Here is a 20,633-nt window from a genome sequence, read left to right as displayed (position 1 = left end):
CTGTAGTTACTTCAGGGTCTTTAATGCCAGTATATGCTATGAACGAGATAAAAACATGAGTGACTGCTGTAGTAATAACAAGTGCGGTTCTGCCGCGTCCGGAGAGCGGACATCCGTCAGCTATACCTCTGCTGCCACGGCAGACGCCTCCGGAAAAACTTCGCAAAAAATGGCTGATGCCTCACCGGACTGTTGTAGTGCCGGAAGCTGCTGTTCATCGGAGAGTCTGAGTCAGCCTTCCGGGCCAGTGGCAGAACGCGACGGGAGCGATAGCGTTCAGACACGTCTGCGCATCGTGCAGATGGACTGCCCGACGGAAGAGACGTTGCTTCGTAAAAAACTCACAAAACTGTCTGACGTCAGTGAGCTTGAATTCAATCTGATGCAGAGGGTACTTACCGTGACCCACTCGCCGCAGGCACTGGAGCCGGTACTACAGGCGGTGCGCTCTCTGGGTTTTGACCCGGAACTGGCTGATAAAGTCACCCGGCCTGCCGGCATCAGTTGTTCAGGCAGCAAAGCGGAAAGCGCCTGCGGTTCCTGCTGCGCACCTGCGGCTGTCACTTCCGGTGAGCTGCAGGCACAGCAGTTGACCGCTGACGGAGTGCGTACCAGCATCCGCATCAGGCAGATGGACTGCCCGGTAGAAGAGGGCATGATCCGTAAAAAGCTGGACGGTATGTCGGCCGTTAAGGAGCTGGATTTTAACCTTATGCAGCGCGTTCTGACGGTCGTTCATGCACCGGGTACGCTGGAGCCGGTTCTGGCCGCCATTCGTTCGCTGGGCTTTGAACCTGAGCTCTCTGACAGCAGCGGGCGGCACGCGGCTACTGAGGAAAAGAAAAATCCCTGGTGGCCGCTGGCACTGGCCGGCGTTGCGGCAGCGGCCGCCGAAGCTATGCACTGGACAGGCATGCCGGAATGGCTGGAAGCAGTTCTGGCCCTGGCCGCTGTTGGTGCCTGCGGCCTGTCTACCTACAAAAAGGGCTGGATTGCGCTGCGTAACGGCAATCTGAATATTAACGCCCTGATGAGCATTGCTGTAACCGGGGCGCTGGCGCTCGGGCAGTGGCCGGAAGCCGCCATGGTAATGGTGCTGTTCACGATCGCGGAACTGATTGAGGCGAAGTCTCTTGACCGCGCCCGCAATGCTATTGGCTCCCTGATGACGCTGACGCCTGAAACAGCCACGATTCAGCAGCCGGACGGTTCCTGGACAGTGGCAGATGCCAGATCTGTACCCCTTGACAGCGTGGTCCGGGTAAAACCGGGTGAGCGTATCGCCCTTGACGGCAGGGTTGTCCGAGGCAGGACCAGCATCAATCAGGCACCCATTACCGGCGAAAGCCTGCCGATCGAAAAAGGAGAAGGCGATCCGGTTTTCGCCGGGACGGTTAACGGCTCCGGTGGTTTTGAATACCGGGTAACGGCTGCTGCCGGAAATACTACACTCGCACGCATCATTCATGCCGTGGAGGAGGCCCAGGGGGCAAAAGCCTCTTCGCAACGCTTTGTTGACCGCTTTGCACAGGTTTATACCCCCGTGGTGTTTGCAATCGCGGTTGCGGTTGCCATCCTCCCGCCACTGATGGCAGGTGAAAGCTGGCACGAGTGGGTTTATAAGGCGCTTGTCATGCTGGTTATCGCCTGCCCCTGCGCGCTCGTCATTTCCACGCCAGTAACTATCGTCAGCGGCCTGACGGCGGCAGCCCGCCGGGGGATCCTGATTAAAGGTGGCATTTATCTTGAAGAGGGCAGAAAACTGAAATGGCTGGCGCTCGACAAAACTGGCACGCTGACGCACGGTAAACCTGTACAAACGGATGTGATTATCTATACCTGGGTTGCCGAAGATGAAGGCCGCAGACTGGCTGCGAGTCTGGCGGGTTACTCCGATCATCCGGTTTCGCAGGCCGTGACGGCAGCATTAGAGGGTTCGCAGCGTTATGACGTTGAGCGCTTTGAAGCTCTGCCGGGCCGCGGGGTGCGGGGTGTCATCAATGACAGAACCTACAGCCTCGGGAATCTGAGACTGGCTGAAGAAACGAGCAGCTGCCCGGAGACTGTCAGGGCGACGCTCAGGGAACTGGAGTCCGCTGGTAAAACGGTCATCCTGCTCTGTGACAGTCATCAGGTACTCGGGCTGTTTGCAGTGGCAGATACAGTCAAAGAAAGCAGTCGCGAAGCGGTGAGCCAGCTGCACGGTCTGGACGTCCGGACACTCATGCTGACCGGAGACAATTCGAGTACAGCGCAGGCCATTGCCGTTCAGGTCGGTATCGATGAAGCCCGGGGTAACCAGTTGCCTGAGGACAAACTGCGCGCCATTGAAACACTTACGGCTCAGGGTACCACTGGCATGGTAGGCGACGGCATCAATGATGCGCCGGCGCTGGCTCGCGCCGATATCGGCTTTGCTATGGGCGCGATGGGCACCGATACCGCCATCGAAACCGCTGATGTTGCCCTGATGGACGATGACTTACGTAAAATCCCTGCCTTTGTCCGGCTTTCAAAACAGACTTACAGCATTCTGGTTCAGAACATCGTTATGGCAATTGGCATCAAAGCAATATTTCTGGCCCTGACCATTGCCGACATGGGAACCATGTGGATGGCTGTATTTGCCGATGTGGGTGCAAGTCTGCTTGTTGTGGCAAACGGCCTGCGCCTGTTGCGTAAATAGCTGGTTATTATGTTGCCCGCTGGCTAACGGCGGGCAACGTCTGCTTTTCGCTCATAGCGGACATTTAGCATCTTCATGAAATGATCGCGCTACGTGAATTCTGTTGAAAATCCTATGTGATTCCCACAAAGCGTAAAAATTTGGCCGGGTATACCCTAATGTCATACCCTGAAATCATCCATTTTACCTTTAAGTCATTACTTAAAAGTCATACCTTCTTTTGTCATAACTTAAAAGTCAGTGGTGCGCTCCCCATCGGGTGACGAAATTTTATGAATTGTCACGTCCGTCTTCGAGACAATTCAGCTTGAATTATTTGTCAGGCTTTAAACTTAGCTTTTTCAGCGCCATTTCAACTTTTTCAGCGTCCTGCTCTACGATAGCTTTCTCATCAGGCGTAAGCGGAACTTCTTCAAGGTAACGCTTGATTGATGACTTACTCTCGAGTATCAGACCACGGGCGCTTTCCTTCATCAGGTTAAAATCACAGCCAATGCAAGCCATCCGGTGAGGGCAGCTGCTCCAGAAGGGATTCGTGCAGTACGAATCGCCCAGATCATAATACTTCGCGGGTCCGGTCAGGCTGGCGGCTTCGGGATCGTGGTCAATCAGCACGCTTATCATGTGAGCGACCCTGTCTGCTTTGACGAACGAGGCTGCCAGTTGAGTCGGGCGAATACGCAGATAATGCATGGTGGACTGAGGCGTTGAATGGCCCGCCCACTGCATCAGCTCGTACAGCGACATGCCCTGCGGGACGCTGGCCAGCGCGGTCACCGCTGAGGCCCGCCCCCGGTGGCTGGTTATCGTTCCGCCGCTGTCTTCTGACGGCACGCCCGCGCGCGCGCAAAGCATCGGTATCAGCGTGCGGTTAAGAATGCCACCGCCGGCAGGCTTACCGCGGTACTGAAACAGAAGCCGGACTTTCTCACCGGTCCGCTCGTCGGCGAGCAAAGCCTGTTCTGCCGGACGTTCATTCAGCCAGATGTCGACGTATTTTTTCACCACAGCCGCCACCGGTTTAGCAAAGGCTTTTGAGGTTTTTCCGGCAGGGATATGCAGGTAGCACAGGGTTCCTGCCGGGATTATACTACCGTCGTCCTTCACGATATCGTCCGCCTGCAGCGCGATGCACCCGGTGGTCAGACGGAGCAGTTCGTTCTTCCTCACCCCCGCATGGGTCCAGATGACGGCCATCGCCTGCAGCATGGCAAGCGGATAATGTATTTCAGTGAGCAGGTCTTCCTGACGCAGATTGAGGCTTGCCCAGATGAGCTTGAGCCAGACCGGATCGTCGATTACCCGGGGATTGACGCCGCGCCGGAAGAGGGGCGTGTCCGGTGTGGAAAGATGACGGGCAGGGCTGAAGCGCAGGCGACCCCAGCCCCAGTTTTCGTAATCGATCATAAAACGGCGCAGCGAATAGATAAAATTCGCCCTGGAATGCGGCATCATGGGCTCGCCGGAGCGCACCGACCTCCGGGTGCCTCTTTCCGTGCCCAGCTGCAGTTCGTCCACGTTCATCCGGCCTACCGCCGCGATGAAACTGGCGCAGGTCTCCATCGTCCAGTCTGCCGGTTCCCGCACCTCCGGATGCTCCCGGGCTAGCCAGAGGCCGCAGCGTAGAGCAAAACTGTACTGGGTTTCGCGGGTGCGCGGCCTGAGCACTGACGTTTCCCGCCAGCGCCGGCACCAGTGCACCCAAGCCGGATTGATTCCTTCTACCGGCTTTTCATACCATTTCGTGTAGTTTCGCATCCTCATCGGGGCGCTGAAAATGCCCAGCGCGGCAAGTGCGTGTGAAACGCGGCCGACGTAACGGGATATCCCCTTGTCTGTCCCGCTCTGCGCGCGCCAGAGGAGTTCAGGCGTAAACGTCTCCAGCCTTGGATCCCGGTTCATAATCATCAGCGTGGCCAGTATGCCTGATACATGATTTTTCTGGCTGGCCGGGGCATAACCCAGCGACGTCAGCGTATCCGTAAGCCGGTCCAGCTCCTGATGATAAAAAGCCTGGCCGAAGATGGCAGAGGCGTAGAGGGCGGGTTTGCGTATATTGGGGAGGCTGAGCGGATCATGAAAGCCCGCCAGATGCCATGTAAAGGCGGCCATTAACGGGCGGCCCTCTCGGATTTCCCGGCAGAGCGTCAGCCAGCGTTCCTGCGGCCAGAACCAGCAGGGAGTACCGGATACATGCATTTCTCGCAGCAGTCTGGCTATGATCAGTGCGGTGACTTTGCTACCGCATCCGCTTCCGGCGGCAATGTCTGTCAGCGGCCTGATGAAGTCAGGCGCAGGCTTCATCCGCAGCATAGCGGACCGACTGCCGGAGCTGGCCAGCGTCGTTCGTTCAGCGGAGGTCAGAGACCTTTCAAGCCGGTATTCAGTCATGTCGAAAGGACGCCAGCTGCTTTCAATCGGTGTGTGTGGGCTCATGTTATTTCTCCGGGCTGAAAATAAGGTTCGCCATCTTGATATCTGCCGTTTCAATTGCACCGGCCATCCTGGCGGCAAGATCCTGTCCCGACAGGTGGATATAAATCTGTGTGGTAGCCGGATCGCGGTGCCCCGCATAGGTCGCGAGCTCGTGCAGCTTCCAGCCTGCGCGGGCCAGATGCGTCAGCCGCAGGTGCCGGAAGGTATGGGTTGAGATGTCAGGCATTCCGGATCCCAGCGCCCACTTCCGGACCGTTTTGCTCCAGGTCCAGAAAGAAAGCGGCGCGCCCTGATTACGATCGGACGCGGAACGGAACAGGGCACCCCGGGCGATCCCGCTCTGCTTCATCTGCATAAGATGGGCCGCCAGCACGGGCACGACTGCCGGGCTGTAACAGACAATACGCTCCCGCCGGCTCTTGGTGGTTTCTGCCCGGATGCGGATGAGCCGGTGTGCGAAATCGAAGTCTTCGATTCTCAGCGAGGTGATCTCAGACCGCCGCAGCGCGCCGTAGTAAGTTAATGCCAGCATCAGGCGGTCACGGAGCGGGGAAGCTGCGGCATGAAAAAGGAAAGACTGCCACTGTACATCGTCAGGAATGCGCGGCAGCTTTACGACTCGGGGAATCAGTCCCCGGCCGGAACTCAATATGCCGGGGGGGCCGGATCGGGGCAGTGGATTGACCGTGCAGAGGTCCAGATAAATGAGAAAGTCATACCAGAGTCGGATCGCAGACAGGCGAAGCTGAAGCGTGGCGCTGGCCGCAGGGAAAGGCATACCGGGTAGCTGAGGGCTGATGTAAGCAGCCACATCTTCAAACCTGGCTTTTTCAGGTTCAATACTGTGCTGGCTGCAGAATTCAAAATAATGGCGAAGGGCATTACGGTAGGCTGTGAGAGTGGCCTGCGCCCGCCCCAGATTGGATAACAGTTTCAGCCAGCGTTCTGCCAGCAACAGGACGTGTTCATTCGGTGGGATCAGCATTGCATTCACCTCTGTCAGCAGTATTGCTGCTCAAAGTTTACTCAGCTAATGTTGCATTCCACTTAACTTACTAGAGCGTATAGTTCGAGCTGAACACCTGTATCTTGTGTTTACGCAGCGTCTCTTTCAGTTTGAAAAACGGCGCTCCCATGCTGATGCCCAGCGCTTTAGCTTCTGCGCTGCGGGCAATCACGCAGCCATCGTTATTGGACAAGACAACAATGGGCAATCCTTTCAGGTCAGGACGAAATACAGTCTCGCAGCTGGCATAAAAACTGTTCACATCCACTAGCGCATACATGTCAGTGGGTCGATTTAATGACGTAAGTCACTACGCCAAACACTTCCAGCCCTTCTGCCGCATTTACCGGAATGGGGCTGTGTTTGCTGTTGGCCGGCATGAGTAGCAGGGAGGGGTGAATCCGGAGCTGCTTGACGGTAAATTCACCCTCAATGGCGGCGACAATAATATCGCCATGTTTTGCCTTAAGAGAGGAGTCGACGACGATCATATCCCCGTCGCAGATGCCCGCTTCAATCATGGAATCGCCGCTGACCCGAAGGAAGTAGGTAGCGCTGGGATGCTGCACCATCAGATCATTTAGATCGATCCGTTTTTCAATGTAATCTTGTGCTGGCGAGGGGAAACCGCAGGGCACTCGTTCGATGTAAAGCGGTAAAGGCAGCAGGTCGCGGACTTCCGCGGGGCGATATAACTTCATGAGAGAGACTCCTTTTATCGGATACTGTATATAAATACAGTAATATCAAACTCATGATTTAATCAAGGCGCAGCCGCAGAGAAAAGATTGAACCTACTGAAGCTGAAGGAGTTATTTTTTGTCAGCCCGCGCCGGAAGCTGGCGAACTGTGTAAAATATCGACTTAATTCAAACTGATATGGCGCATATATAACCAACAAGAGCAAAGAGAAACGTCCGTTTTCTGTCGTAGTTTTACGCAAGCCTGCGATGGCTTTACAGCGATGTATCAAGCGTACCTGCCAGTGGGGTATGATGCCCTCTTCTTCTCCGCAGCCTTCTCTGCCTGATATCTGCTCTGCCCGTTTTCACCGCCTGGTTATCTTTAATGGGTTTTGAGGATTTTCACTCGCTGAAATGGTGTTTTATGCCGTCATCTCACCGGGAAAATAGCCTGTATGTTATCGCCGTATCATTTCACTTATGGCGTTTCAGTAACCGCTCAAAAAAAAAGGATAAACAGTGAAAATCAGGTATCTAACCATTAGATATGAAGGAAATTATTTATTTTAAATTCCTGGCGACTCTTTTTTACTATGTTATGATTAAAATGCTTTCCGAGCCCACGCCTCCACCAGAGATATTGCTCTACGAGTCTGCCTGCTTTTAAAATGACTCCCCCTGCCATGCAGGGGCATTTTTTATTTTGTCGGCTGAAGAATGCCGCTTCCTGCTAAACAGCCTCACCCGACCTTCTCTTTTTTTACATAAATCGAAATCATGCTGACTATTTTTCTGCCGCTGCATGTTTGCGGAAAATTCTTAGTAATCGTTTTCATATATGAAAATTATTATTAAATTCAGCAACTCCGGTTAAACAGGACGCTAATAGTTTTGCGCCTGATTTTATTTTTTTGCTGTAGACAGGGAAAATTGTTTAGATCCGTCTATTTTTAAAAGGCTCAGTAAAGAAATCCACATCTTTTATTGAGCGGCTGTTACTCCAACCCCTTGCCCCCGTATGGGGGCTTTTTTTCTCGGTTTTACTGTTGAATGTTTCAGAAGCAGGTGGCCCGCCCCATTTGGCATCTGCTTAAGCCAGTGGGAAAAGCCCTGCCAGCACGCGGGTCATCCGTTCCGCCTCTACCCTGAGCGGGTCAGCGGTGTGACTGATGAGAAAGAGGGGTATTCTCTGTCGCGCTCAGGGTACCTGCACGCTTACGCGACAAATTGATGTTGATTAGCCACTGCGAAAACTGGTCGACAAGCCGATGCGCTTCCGCTTCATTATCCGCATAGCAAATAAATATTCGACTTTTTGTATTACTGTTTTCGTCAACTGCATAAACTTCAAAATCTACGCCATATTTACTGTATACAATAGTCGTAAAAGAAATTTTTTCCCAGCACTCAATTCGGGCCTGAAATTGCTTATAATTCACTTCACTCACCTGATCACAATTAATGCACCCGACCAAATATGGTCGAGCCGAATCATTATAATTCAGAAAAAAAGACAATCCAGTGACGAAAAGAGTCATTCTGAAAAACAGTTTCTGGTCAGGCGCAAATATAATTGATTTAAATCAAATACCCCCTATTTTGTAAAGAGGCAAATGGAGGAGCAGTCGCTTGTGGCGTGTTAAATCAACTTCACAAATGAAAAAAAAGATGGCTATCGGCAGAAAATAGCCCAATAACACTGTCTTTTTACTTACGGCTTCGTTTATAAAATGGCGGTTAATACCGCCCCGCCATTATCAGACAAGTAAATAAACAGTACATTCTGCCAACGGAATAGTTTTAATATTAAAAAAGAAACGGTAGCAGCTATAACGTATAAAAAGAAATAGCCGCTCTGCTTTATTATTTCTCCGCTGTGTCGTAACGCTCAGGCGGCATCAGTCTGTCGCTGATAATTTCATACGCCATACGTTTGAAATAGGTGGATGTAACCGGAACGGAAGATTGTGGCCGGTACCAGCCAAACTGAGACAAATAATACCAGATCTGCGGCGGATCGATGCCCGCCTGAACCCAATAGAAACCCTCTTGCATAAGTGGCTCGATCAGCTAACGCTGTGTAGAAGACACTCATGGATGCCTGATAGTAAGCGGTGCGCTAAACAACACTGCATAGGGTTTTCCTGCGCTCATGACTGCGTACCCCCAAACGCTAAGGATAGCACTCTTTACAAAACGTGCAGGAAATGACGACATTATTGCTAATCTCTGGCATCACCCGGTCATCGACAGACCTTCACTGTGAATAGCAACATTTATATGGAACAGAAAACGTAAAGCCGCGGTATTTTTGCGGAGTGACAGCAATAAAAAAAACCTCGCCAGGTGGCGAGGTTAATTATTTTATGTGAGCAACGCGATAATCAATCTTTACTCTGCAACAGGAAGCGGTAAATAAGCCCACCCGCGCAGCCTCCCAGAACCGGCACCAGCCAGAAAAGCCACAGCTGCTGCAAGGCCCAGGTTCCCTGGAAAAGGGCAACGGCTGTGCTGCGCGCCGGATTGACCGAGGTGTTAGTAACGGGAATGCTGATAAGGTGGATCAGCGTCAGCGCCAGGCCAATAGCGATGGGTGCAAATCCCGCAGGAGCCTTTTTATCCGTTGCGCCGTGGATAACGATCAGGAAGAAGGCGGTGAGGAGCAGTTCAATAATGATGGCTGACTGCATAGAGTAGCCGCCTGGCGAATGTTCACCGAAACCATTGGAGGCAAAGCCGCTGGCGGTCACATCAAAGCCCGCCTTGCCACTGGCAATCAGGCAGAGCATCGCGCCCGCTGCGATGCCGCCAGCAACCTGAGCCACAATGTAAGGGACCACCCCTTTAGCCGAGAAACGTCCACCGGCCCACAAGCCCAGCGTGACGGCAGGATTAAAATGACCGCCGGAAATGTGGCCAACAGCATAAGCCATGGTCAAAACGGTCAGACCAAATGCCAGGGCGACACCGGTAAAACCGATGCCTAATTGTGGATAAGCCGCCGCAAGAACGGCACTGCCACAACCACCGAATACCAGCCAAAAAGTACCAAAAAATTCAGCGGCAAATTTTTTTAACATTTTTCGTTCCTTTAACTCTACGAAAGATGGATCGCGGATATAAAATTTAAGCCTGTCAAAAAAACAGGGTAAAACATCTACCCTGCTTCTTTTTCTGATGCAGTTACTGTTTTATCGACCTGCAACTTGATTGCCAGACGCTATGCCATAAACAAAAAAAATACCCTGAATAATCAGGGTAAGTTTTAACGCCAATATCATAATGATTACATTTTAGTGAGGTTGTTTTAGCCGGGTCACTTAACAACACACAGGGATAATTTTAATTATTTTATGGCTGTTTTTTATGATCTAAGTCAACTGGTCAAAAAGGTGAGATCAATAAGAAAATGGCAATATGGAACCCATGTTGCATGGATATTAAATATGCCGCTCTACTATAAAGGTTCATTCATCTGCTTTTTCGCTGGCACGTTTATTGGGGGCAGTGCAGCCACAGAAATGATAGCAAGATAAATGCCTCTTCCCTGCGCCGGAATGGAAAACGCAACAAGATGCCAGGACTTTTTCATCCTCGTGCGGTCTCACCTGCCCCACTGTACGCGATATCTGACGGGAGTCGCCTGTTACGTCCGCGCTGCTGATGGCGTGTCACGACAGCCATGTTGCAGAACATCGCAGATAATGTCTCTTACCTCTGTCAGTACTGCATCCCTCCTGCTCTCTCGCTTCCACGCTATTCTGATATCGTATTCAGGTAAGCTGATGGGACACGGCATCAGCCGTAAACCCGCAGAAGACGCAAGGGCTTCCGCAGCATGCCGTGGAAGCGTAACAATCATATTTGACTCTCTGATAAAGAACGGAATCACCGAAAAGTGCGTGACGGATGCCTTTATGATTCTGTGCATTTTCAGGGCCCTCAGAGCTTCATCAACAGCACCGACAATTCCGCCTGAAGAGACAAGCAGATGAGGATATCTGACAAAATCGTTCAGGCTGAGCGTATTGCCTGCCTCTGCCTTGTCATCCATCAGGCAGGCGTAGCCCCCACTGCCTGCCCTGATATAATCGAGCGTGGCTGAGGAAAACTCGCCGGCCGAGACAGCAATATCCACCTCCTTTTTCATCAGTGCGTCAGCCGCAATGCTGCTATGCAGTTGTTTGAACGCTAAGCGCAAGCCAGGATATTTATTTTCCACCGCTGAAAGTATGGCTCTGCCAAATGCGATTTCATAATCGTCCGACAGCCCTATAAACAGGATCCTTCCTGCAAACGACGCCCTGTTCAACAGCGACATACTGAGCCCCTGCCTGCAGCGATTAAGAGCATCTCTGATAACCGGACTCAGCTCTTCAGCGCAGCGTGTGGGATGCAAGCCCCGTCCTGTACGCACGAAAAGAGGATCGCCATACACTTTCCGAAGCCTTCCCAGCGCAGCGCTGACGGCTGGCTGGGTAAGGTCAAGGCGAATAGCTGCCCGGCTGGCGCTTCGCTCGTCATACAGCGCTTCAAATACCTTAAAGAGGTTCAGGTCTACCGTATCGATATTAATTGTATTCATATCAGAATGACGCTTTGCCGAATTGATGGATATCTGAGGCGAGTATATAAACGGAGCAACTCCACTGCACGACAGGAATGAAAAAATGGCAACAGGTATCGTCGCAGCACTACAGCTTGGCAGTTGTCCTGAGGGCAAGCAGGCTACGCTGGAAAAAATTCTTTCATGGGAAGATCAAATTGTCTCTTCCGGCGCCCGCCTTGTGGTGATGCCTGAGGCGTTACTGGGGGGCTATCCAAAGGGCGACACATTCGGCACGCATCTGGGCTACCGACTGCCAGAGGGGCGGGATAAATTTGCCCGCTATTTCGATAATGCTATCGATATTCCTGGCCCCGAAACTCACGCACTTGCTGAACTCTCGGCACGTACAGGCGCGACCCTGGTGGTTGGCGTGATTGAACGAGACACCAGCACTCTCCACTGTAGCGTTATCTTTTTTGATCCGGAAAAGGGAATAGTCGGGAAACACAGAAAGCTGATGCCTACCGGTACGGAAAGACTCATCTGGGGCCAGGGGGATGGCTCGACGCTTCCGGTGGTCGAAACGGCAACCGGGCGAGCCGGAGCGGCCATCTGCTGGGAAAATCATATGCCGCTCCTGAGAACGGCCATGTATGCAAAAAATGTTCAGCTCTGGTGCGCACCCACGGTGGATGAGCGTGACATCTGGCAAGCGTCAATGCGGCATATTGCGCATGAAGGCCGATGTTTCGTTATCAGCGCCTGTCAGGTTATGGCATCACCTGACGCGCTCGGCATTGAAATCAACGGCTGGGCATCTGATCGTCCCCTGATCAAGGGCGGAAGTGTGATTGTCGGGCCGCTCGGGGATATCCTTGCCGGCCCGCTGGTCGCTGATGAAGGCCTGATCACGGCACCGATTGATACTGCGGATCTGATCCGCGCCAGATATGATTTTGATGTGACCGGGCACTACGCCAGACCTGACGTTTTCTCTTTAAGCGTGGATGAAAGACCAAAAAAGAGCGTGACCTTTATCTCTGGCTAAGCCGTCGACGCTGATGGCGCGCCAGCTGCATCTGTCGTGATATCAGCAGATGTTGAGCCTGACATGATGGCAGAGAGAAAGGTGGACGCGTTATTGCCGTTTTACCGGTGTCTGAGAGGGCATTCTGAAGAGCAGGTTAACAGCAGGCCAGCCTGCTGTTAACAAGCGGGCTGGCCTGAATCTTGCGAAAACAGATTACATGTTTTCGATAATCGCGTCGCCAAACTCTGAGCATTTCAGCAGTTTAGCACCGTCCATCAGACGCTCGAAGTCATAGGTCACGGTCTTGTTTGCGATCGCGCCTTCAACACCTTTAACAATCAGGTCGGCCGCTTCGAACCATTGCAGGTGGCGCAGCATCATTTCGGCAGAAAGAATAACGGAACCCGGGTTCACTTTATCCTGACCTGCATATTTGGGTGCCGTGCCGTGGGTCGCTTCAAACAGCGCGCATTCATCACCGATGTTTGCACCCGGTGCGATACCAATCCCGCCAACCTGTGCCGCCAGGGCATCAGAAATGTAGTCGCCGTTCAGGTTCATACAGGCGATGACGTCATATTCAGCCGGACGCAGCAGGATCTGTTGCAGGAACGCATCGGCAATCACATCTTTAACGATGATATCTTTACCGGTGTTCGGGTTCTTGATCTTCATCCACGGGCCGCCATCCAGCAGCTCTGCGCCAAACTCTTCTTTCGCCAGCTGGTAGCCCCAGTCTTTGAAAGCGCCTTCGGTGAACTTCATGATGTTGCCTTTGTGCACCAGGGTCAGCGAGTCGCGGTTGTTGGTGATCGCATACTCAATCGCAGCGCGCACCAGACGCTTGGTTCCCTCTTCTGAACACGGCTTCACGCCGATACCACACTCTTCCGGGAAGCGAATTTTCTTCACGCCCATCTCTTCGCGCAGGAACTTAATCACTTTATCTGCTTCGGCAGAGCCTGCTTTCCATTCAATACCAGCGTAGATGTCTTCAGAGTTTTCGCGGAAGATAACCATGTCGGTATCTTCAGGGCGTTTAACCGGGCTTGGCGTCCCTTTGTAGTAGCGAACCGGGCGCAGGCAGACGTAAAGATCCAGCTCCTGGCGCAGCGCAACGTTCAGGGAGCGGATACCGCCGCCAACGGGCGTCGTCAGTGGGCCTTTGATAGCAACGCGGTATTCTTTAATCAGGTCGAGGGTTTCCTGCGGCAGCCAGACATCCTGGCCATACAGTTCTACTGATTTTTCGCCGGTGTAGATCTCCATCCAGGAGATTTTGCGCTCACCGTTGTAGGCTTTCTTCACAGCGGCATCAACCACCTTCAGCATGACCGGAGAAACGTCAACGCCGATGCCGTCACCTTCAATGTAAGGAATGATCGGGTTATTCGGTACAGTGAGTTTGCCCTGATCCAGGGTGATTTTCTGACCTTCCGCCGGAACAACTACTTTGCTTTCCATTAACCTCTCCTGGGCGTTTTGTTAATAAATTGTAAGATGTGGCCTCATGATACTTGAATATTTACGCCGCGCCAATCGTCGTTGTTTCGCGTTATAATGCGCCGATTGTCACCGACTGCAAAGCTCATGCGAAAAAGTTCCCAGCAAATTCACCAGCATAAACGTTCTGACCGCGCCCCACGCGGCGCTCAGCGTAAACCGTCACGCGCCCGAGGGCCTCGGCGCGTCATATTATTTAACAAACCATTCGATGTTCTGCCACAGTTTAGCGATGAAGCGGGCCGCCAGACGCTAAAGGATTACATCCCGGTAAGCGACGTCTACGCCGCAGGCCGTCTGGATCGGGACAGTGAAGGCCTGATGGTGCTCACAAACGACGGTGCGCTACAGGCGGCGCTGACGCAGCCCGGCAAGCGCACCGGGAAAATCTACTACGTTCAGGTTGAGGGTGAACCGCAGGAAGCTGACCTTGCAGCGCTGCGGCATGGCGTTAATCTGAAAGATGGTCCGACGCTACCCGCAGGCATCGAAAAAGTTGCCGAGCCAGAGTGGCTATGGGCGCGCCAGCCGCCCATTCGCGAGCGTAAAGCGATCCCAACCAGCTGGCTTAAAATCACGCTTTACGAAGGGCGTAATCGTCAGGTGCGCCGTATGACCGCGCATATTGGTTATCCGACGCTGCGTCTTATTCGCTACGCAATGGGCGACTATCGGCTGGAAAGCCTGGCCCCGGGTGAATGGCGCGAGCTCGATCTGCCAGCCGGAAAAAATACGTCATTTCCATAACGTCAGGTTAACAATACCGGAGAACCGATGTTTAAACCTCATGTCACCGTTGCCTGTATTGTGCAGGCCGAAGGCGAACTGTTAGTGGTAGAAGAGCAGGTAAAGGGTCGCGCAACCTGGAACCAGCCTGCGGGTCATCTTGAAGCGGACGAAACGCTGCTGGAAGCGGCGCGGCGCGAGCTGCGTGAAGAGACCGGAATTGACGCTCCCCTTCACTATTTCCTTGGCGTGCAGCAGTGGATTGCGCCAGACAATACGCCTTTTGTGCGCTTTCTGTTTGGCGTCGACCTGCCGGAAAAAGTGCCCACTGCGCCTCAGGACAGCGATATTGATCGCTGCTGGTGGTGCACGCCACAGCAGATTATCGCCGCAGATAACCTGCGTTCGCCGCTGGTTGCCGAAAGCGTCCGGCTGTGGCAACAGGGTGCGCGCTATCCGCTGCACCTGATTGCCCCGTTCCAGTGGCCATTTCATGAGGGTGCGCACCACGCCGACGCGTGATAGACTATGCCGCCTGTTTTTTTATCGTAATCAAGAGTGCGTCATGTCTGACAACAGCCAGAAAAAAGTGATCGTCGGTATGTCCGGCGGCGTTGATTCTTCCGTATCCGCCTGGTTACTGCAGCAGCAGGGCTATCAGGTAGAAGGCCTGTTCATGAAGAACTGGGAGGAAGACGACGGCGAGGAGTATTGTACTGCCGCGGACGATCTGGCGGATGCGCAGGCAGTCTGCGACAAACTCGGAATCAAACTGCACAAAATTAACTTTGCGGCAGAGTACTGGGACAACGTCTTCGAGCACTTCCTTGAAGAGTATAAGGCGGGTCGCACGCCTAACCCTGATATTCTCTGCAACAAAGAGATCAAATTTAAAGCCTTCCTGGAATTTGCTGCGGAAGATCTCGGCGCGGACTTTATTGCGACCGGCCACTACGTGCGCCGTGCGGACGTTGACGGCAAAAGTCGCCTGCTGCGCGGCCTCGACGGTAATAAAGACCAAAGCTACTTCCTCTATACGCTGGGTCACGAGCAGATCGCCCAGAGCCTGTTCCCGGTGGGTGAGCTGGAGAAGCCAGAGGTGCGCCGCATCGCTGAAGAGCTCGATCTCATTACCGCTAAGAAAAAAGACTCTACCGGCATCTGCTTTATCGGCGAGCGCAAATTCCGCGACTTCCTTGGCCGCTACCTGCCTGCACAGCCGGGCGAAATTGAAACCGTTGACGGTCAGGTGGTGGGCGAGCATCAGGGGCTGATGTACCACACGCTGGGCCAGCGCAAAGGGCTGGGCATTGGCGGCCTGAAAGAGAGCAACGACGATCCCTGGTACGTGGTGGACAAAGACGTGGCGCGCAATCGCCTGATTGTGGCACAGGGGGGAGACCATCCGCGCCTGATGTCAGTGGGCCTTATCGCCCAGCAGTTGCACTGGGTCGATCGCCAGCCGATCGTCGCTCCGCTGCGCTGCACGGTAAAGACCCGCTATCGCCAGGCCGATATTCCCTGCGAGATCGTTCCCCTCGGTGACGATCGCATTGAGGTGCGCTTCGACGCCCCTGTTGCCGCGGTCACGCCGGGCCAGTCCGCCGTGTTCTATCTTGACGAGGTTTGTCTTGGCGGCGGCATCATCGAAGAGCGCTTGCCGCTGATCGCAGACTGAGTCGGCCTTGCTGACGCGTAGACAGGAGTAACCGTGGCTAAAAATTATTATGACATCACGCTGGCGCTGGCGGGCATTTGCCAGGCAGCCCATCTGGTTCAGCAGCTGGCACATCAGGGTCAGTGCCAGCCGGAGGCGTTTGACGTTTCGCTACGCAGCGTGATCGATTTGAACCCTGGCTCAACGCTGGCGGTGTTCGGCAACGATGAAGCCAGCCTGCGGCTCGGTCTGGAAACGCTGATGGCAGTGCTCAACAGCAGCAGCCGTCAGGGTGCAGGCGCGGAGCTTACCCGCTATACGCTGAGTATGATGGTGCTGGAGCGCAAGCTGAGCGGTAATAAAAGCGCGCTGGAGACGCTGTCGCAGCGTATCAGCCAGCTCGATCGCCAGCTGGCACACTATGAGCTCGGGTCCGACACCATTACCAGCGCCATGGCGGGCATCTATGTCGACGTCATTAGCCCACTCGGTCCACGCATCCAGGTGACCGGATCGCCCACCGTTCTACAGAATCCCGTATTGCAGAGCAAAGTACGCGCAACGCTGCTGGCGGGCATTCGCGCCGCCGTTTTATGGCAGCAGGTCGGCGGCGGTCGCTTTCAGCTGATGTTCTCGCGCCAGCGCCTGCTGCGCGAGGCGAAAACTATTTTATCCCGGCTCACTCCGGCTTACTGAGCCGGACAGCTTATACCGTTAAACGATTCAGGAGTTGCACTGATGGAATTATCCTCTCTGACCGCCGTCTCACCTGTCGATGGTCGTTATGGCGATAAAGTCAGCCCGCTACGCGCCATTTTCAGCGAGTTTGGTTTGCTGAAATTCCGCGTTGAGGTTGAAGTACGCTGGTTACAAAAACTGGCGGCCACCGCAGAGATCAAGGAAGTTCCTGCATTTGATGCTGACGCAAACGCTTTCCTTGACGCCATTGTAGGAAATTTCAGCGAAGAAGACGCGGCACGCATTAAAACCATAGAGCGCACCACCAACCATGACGTGAAAGCGGTGGAATACTTTCTTAAAGAGAAAGTAGAAAATGTTCCTGCGCTACACGCCGTGTCAGAATTTATCCACTTCGCCTGTACCTCAGAAGATATCAATAACCTGTCGCATGCGCTGATGCTGGAAACCGCACGCCGTGACGTGCTGCTGCCCTACTGGCAGCAGATCATTGATGCCGTAAAACGCCTGGCGCATGAGTATCGTGATATTCCGCTGCTGTCGCGTACCCACGGCCAGCCGGCCACGCCGTCGACCATGGGTAAAGAGATGGCGAACGTCGCTTACCGTATGGAGCGCCAGCAGCGCCAGCTGAGCAAGATTGAAATCCTTGGCAAAATCAACGGCGCGGTAGGCAACTACAACGCACACATTGCAGCCTATCCGGAAGTGGACTGGCACCTGCTGAGCGAGCAGTTCGTTACCTCTCTGGGCATTACCTGGAACCCCTACACCACCCAGATCGAACCGCATGACTACATCGCCGAGCTGTTTGACTGTATTGCGCGCTTTAACACTATCCTGATCGATTTTGATCGCGATATCTGGGGCTACGTTGCGCTTAACCACTTCAGGCAGAAGACTATCGCGGGTGAAATCGGCTCGTCGACCATGCCGCACAAAGTTAACCCGATTGACTTTGAAAACTCCGAAGGTAATCTGGGCCTGGCAAATGCCGTCATGCAGCATCTGGCGAGCAAGCTGCCGGTATCACGCTGGCAGCGCGACCTCACCGACTCTACCGTGCTGCGCAACCTGGGCGTTGGCGTCGGCTATGCGTTAATCGCCTATCAGGCGACCCTGAAAGGCATCTCCAAACTGGAAGTGAACCGCGAACGCCTGCTGGACGAACTCGATCATAACTGGGAAGTGCTGGCCGAACCGATTCAGACCGTTATGCGTCGCTACGGCATCGAAAAACCTTACGAGAAGTTGAAAGAGCTGACGCGCGGCAAGCGCGTTGATGCCGCAGGTATGCAAACCTTTATCGACAGCCTGGCGCTGCCGGAAGAGGAAAAAACCCGCCTGAAACAGATGACGCCAGCTAACTATTTGGGTCGTGCGATCCAGATGGTAGATGAGCTGAAATAGTGCGGCTGCGCAGGCTGGCAAATGACGGCCTGCGTTAACCTTTTGTTTAAACGGTTTTGCGTATACTTTATCTTTACTGAATGTTCTGAATAAGAAGGACAAACCATGCGTGTTTTGGTTGTGGAAGATAATGCTCTGTTGCGCCATCATCTCGCTGTTCAGTTGCGTGATATGGGGCATCAGGTCGATGCCGCAGAGGACGCAAAGGAAGCCGACTATTTTTTGCAGGAGCATTTGCCGGACATCGCGCTGGTCGATCTGGGGCTGCCGGATGAAGACGGTATGTCGCTCATTCGCCGCTGGCGCGGCCAGTCGGTGCGTCAGCCCATTCTGGTACTCACCGCACGCGAAGGCTGGCAGGCGAAAGTTGAAGCGCTGGAAGCCGGTGCTGACGACTACGTCACCAAACCTTTCCATATTGAAGAAGTGGCGGCACGCTTGCAGGCGCTGATGCGTCGCAACAGCGGACATGCTTCACAGATCATTGACATGGCGCCTTTCCAGGTCGATCTGTCGCGCCGTGAACTCACTATCCACGACCAGCCGGTCAAGCTGACCGCCTTTGAATACACCATCGTGGAAACGCTGATCCGCAACGCGGGCAAAGTGGTAAGCAAAGACTCCCTGATGCTCCAGCTCTATCCCGATGCCGAGCTGCGTGAAAGCCATACTATTGACGTGCTGATGGGGCGCCTGCGTAAAAAAATTCAGGCGCTGCATACGGATGAAGTCATTACCACAGTGCGCGGCCAGGGATACCGTTTCGATCTCTGATGCGCTGGTTTACTCGCTATCGCCCCCTTTCGCTGCGCGCCCGCTTTTTGCTGGCGTGCTCGGCTATTGTGCTGTTTCTCTCACTCTCCTATGGCATGGTTGCCGTTGTCGGCTATGTCGTCAGCTTTGACAAAAATACCTACCGTGTCATGCGCGGCGAGAGCAATCTCTTTTATACCCTGGCACAGTGGCAGGATAACCGCCTGACCATTGCGCAGCCGGAACGTATGACCCTTAATTTTCCGACGCTGGTATTTATCTATGACGAACAGGGCAAGCTGCTGTGGCAGCAGCGCGACGTGCCGGAAATACGGGCTAAAATTCAACCCAAATGGCTGCTGAAGCCCGACTTTTATGAGATCGACACCAGCAACCGCACCAGCGCCGTGGCGATCGGTAACGACCTGTCGGCGCAAAAGCGGTTAAGCGCTATCGACAACGATCGTAATGACACCTTTACCCACTCTGTCGCGGTCAACCGCTATGACGCAACCACTAGCCTGCCCGCACTCACCGTTGTGGTGGTAGATTCCATTCCGCAGGAGCTTCAGCATTCTGACGTGGTCTGGTCCTGGTTCAGCTACGTGCTGGCCGCCAACCTGATTCTGGTGATCCCACTGCTGTGGCTGGCCGCGCACTGGAGCCTGCGACCTATCGGCCGCCTTGCTATGCAGATACGGGAGCTGGAGACTAATCAGCGTGACAATCTTGATGATTCGCCGCCGCAGGAGCTGCGCAGTCTGGTGCGAAACCTGAATCTGCTGCTGAGCAATGAGCGCCAGCGCTATACGCGCTATCGCACCACGCTTTCAGACCTGACACACAGCCTGAAGACGCCGCTGGCGGTGCTGCAAAGCACGCTGCGTTCATTGCGCAACAGCAAAGAGGTCACTATTGAAGAGGCCGAACCGGTAATGCTGGAGCAGATCAGCCGCATTTCGCAGCAGATTGGCTACTATCTGCATCGCGCCAGTATGCAGGCGGACCACAATCCGCTGCTGCGTGACCTGCATCCGGTGTCTGCCCTGCTCGACAGCCTCTGCTCAGCGTTGAATAAGGTTTACCAGCATAAAGGCGTGGCGATCACCCTGGATATCTCTCCGGAAGTGACCTTTATCGGCGACAAGAATGATTTTATGGAAGTGCTGGGCAACGTGCTGGACAACGCCTGCAAATACTGTCTGGAATTTATTGAGGTCAGCGTGCGCCAGACTGACCAGTCGCTGCATCTGTTTATTGACGATGACGGCCCCGGCATCCCGGAGAGCAAACGTGATTTGGTTTTTATGCGCGGCCAGCGCGCTGATACGCTGCGCCCCGGTCAGGGTCTGGGGCTGGCGGTAGTGGTCGATATTCTGGAGCAGTATGAGGGCCAGGTTATTGCTACATCCAGCCCATTGGGTGGTGCGCGAATGGAAGTGATCTTCAGACGGCAGGAAGTCGAACATCGCCGCGAGTAGAAAGGTGCAGGGGC

Annotated in this window: 17 protein-coding genes and 1 pseudogene; 9 read left to right on the top strand and 9 right to left on the bottom strand. The window is 53.9% G+C overall.

Going from position 1 to position 20,633, the window contains the following annotated elements; genetic code table 11:
• Positions 1–169: 169 nt before the first annotated feature.
• Positions 170–2,686, top strand: coding sequence for a heavy metal translocating P-type ATPase (locus HP564_RS01815; RefSeq protein WP_371240635.1), 2,517 nt, complete (start codon positions 170–172; stop codon positions 2,684–2,686).
• Positions 2,687–2,998: 312 nt separating this feature from the next.
• Here HP564_RS01815 and HP564_RS01810 read toward each other — a convergent pair whose 3' ends face one another.
• The 8 genes and pseudogenes from HP564_RS01810 to HP564_RS01775 form a co-directional block, all read right to left on the bottom strand.
• The gene (locus HP564_RS01810) at positions 2,999–5,122 is read right to left on the bottom strand and encodes a tyrosine-type recombinase/integrase (protein WP_371240633.1); all 2,124 of its coding nucleotides are present in this window, start codon (positions 5,120–5,122) and stop codon (positions 2,999–3,001) included.
• Position 5,123: 1 nt separating this feature from the next.
• Positions 5,124–6,107, bottom strand: coding sequence for a tyrosine-type recombinase/integrase (locus HP564_RS01805; protein WP_371239615.1), 984 nt, complete (start codon positions 6,105–6,107; stop codon positions 5,124–5,126).
• 73 nt (positions 6,108–6,180) lie between these two features.
• A pseudogene (locus HP564_RS01800) lies at positions 6,181–6,408 on the bottom strand (DNA polymerase V subunit UmuC); the annotation flags it as partial.
• Position 6,409: 1 nt separating this feature from the next.
• Positions 6,410–6,829 carry a translesion error-prone DNA polymerase V autoproteolytic subunit gene (gene umuD / locus HP564_RS01795; protein ID WP_371239613.1) on the bottom strand — a complete coding sequence of 140 codons (420 nt, stop codon included), beginning with the start codon at positions 6,827–6,829 and terminating at the stop codon, positions 6,410–6,412.
• Between the two features lie 1,136 nt (positions 6,830–7,965).
• Positions 7,966–8,250 carry a hypothetical protein gene (locus HP564_RS01790; protein ID WP_371239611.1) on the bottom strand — a complete coding sequence of 95 codons (285 nt, stop codon included), beginning with the start codon at positions 8,248–8,250 and terminating at the stop codon, positions 7,966–7,968.
• Between the two features lie 424 nt (positions 8,251–8,674).
• On the bottom strand, positions 8,675–8,866 hold the full coding sequence (locus tag HP564_RS01785; protein ID WP_371239609.1) for a hypothetical protein: 192 nt from the start codon (positions 8,864–8,866) through the stop codon (positions 8,675–8,677).
• A 329-nt stretch (positions 8,867–9,195) separates the two neighbouring features.
• Positions 9,196–9,930 carry an aquaporin Z gene (gene aqpZ, locus HP564_RS01780; RefSeq protein ID WP_371240631.1) on the bottom strand — a complete coding sequence of 245 codons (735 nt, stop codon included), beginning with the start codon at positions 9,928–9,930 and terminating at the stop codon, positions 9,196–9,198.
• A gap of 527 nt (positions 9,931–10,457) precedes the next feature.
• On the bottom strand, positions 10,458–11,396 hold the full coding sequence (locus tag HP564_RS01775; RefSeq protein WP_371239607.1) for a LysR family transcriptional regulator: 939 nt from the start codon (positions 11,394–11,396) through the stop codon (positions 10,458–10,460).
• 85 nt (positions 11,397–11,481) lie between these two features.
• Between HP564_RS01775 and HP564_RS01770 the strand changes: the two genes are divergently transcribed.
• Positions 11,482–12,408, top strand: a complete 927-nt coding sequence (locus tag HP564_RS01770) for a carbon-nitrogen hydrolase family protein (RefSeq protein ID WP_371239605.1) — start codon at positions 11,482–11,484, stop codon at positions 12,406–12,408.
• Between the two features lie 195 nt (positions 12,409–12,603).
• Here the strand turns inward: HP564_RS01770 and icd are convergent, their stop codons facing one another.
• Entirely contained in the window at positions 12,604–13,854 is a 1,251-nt protein-coding gene (icd, locus tag HP564_RS01765; protein WP_371239603.1) for an NADP-dependent isocitrate dehydrogenase, read from the bottom strand.
• Between the two features lie 96 nt (positions 13,855–13,950).
• Here icd and rluE point away from each other — a divergent pair, with 96 nt between their 5' ends.
• The 7 genes from rluE to phoQ all read left to right on the top strand — a co-directional run bounded on the left by rluE (position 13,951) and on the right by phoQ (position 20,619).
• On the top strand, positions 13,951–14,640 hold the full coding sequence (gene rluE, locus HP564_RS01760; protein WP_371239601.1) for a 23S rRNA pseudouridine(2457) synthase RluE: 690 nt from the start codon (positions 13,951–13,953) through the stop codon (positions 14,638–14,640).
• A 27-nt stretch (positions 14,641–14,667) separates the two neighbouring features.
• Positions 14,668–15,141, top strand: a complete 474-nt coding sequence (locus HP564_RS01755; RefSeq protein WP_371239599.1) for an NUDIX domain-containing protein — start codon at positions 14,668–14,670, stop codon at positions 15,139–15,141.
• A gap of 43 nt (positions 15,142–15,184) precedes the next feature.
• Positions 15,185–16,297, top strand: a complete 1,113-nt coding sequence (mnmA, locus tag HP564_RS01750) for a tRNA 2-thiouridine(34) synthase MnmA (RefSeq protein WP_371239597.1) — start codon at positions 15,185–15,187, stop codon at positions 16,295–16,297.
• A gap of 33 nt (positions 16,298–16,330) precedes the next feature.
• Positions 16,331–16,972, top strand: a complete 642-nt coding sequence (hflD, locus tag HP564_RS01745) for a high frequency lysogenization protein HflD (RefSeq protein ID WP_371239595.1) — start codon at positions 16,331–16,333, stop codon at positions 16,970–16,972.
• A 42-nt stretch (positions 16,973–17,014) separates the two neighbouring features.
• Positions 17,015–18,385, top strand: coding sequence for an adenylosuccinate lyase (purB, locus tag HP564_RS01740; protein ID WP_371239593.1), 1,371 nt, complete (start codon positions 17,015–17,017; stop codon positions 18,383–18,385).
• 105 nt (positions 18,386–18,490) lie between these two features.
• The gene (gene phoP / locus HP564_RS01735; protein WP_371239591.1) at positions 18,491–19,159 is read left to right on the top strand and encodes a two-component system response regulator PhoP; all 669 of its coding nucleotides are present in this window, start codon (positions 18,491–18,493) and stop codon (positions 19,157–19,159) included.
• Positions 19,159–20,619, top strand: coding sequence for a two-component system sensor histidine kinase PhoQ (phoQ, locus tag HP564_RS01730; protein WP_371239589.1), 1,461 nt, complete (start codon positions 19,159–19,161; stop codon positions 20,617–20,619). Before phoP ends, phoQ begins: the two co-directional genes overlap by 1 nt.
• Positions 20,620–20,633 lie beyond the last annotated feature (14 nt).

Source organism: Pantoea sp. KPR_PJ, from assembly GCF_041386365.1.
GTDB lineage: Bacteria > Pseudomonadota > Gammaproteobacteria > Enterobacterales > Enterobacteriaceae > Pantoea.
Note: the sequence above shows the minus strand (reverse complement) of the source record. Positions and strands in the feature narration are given on the sequence as shown.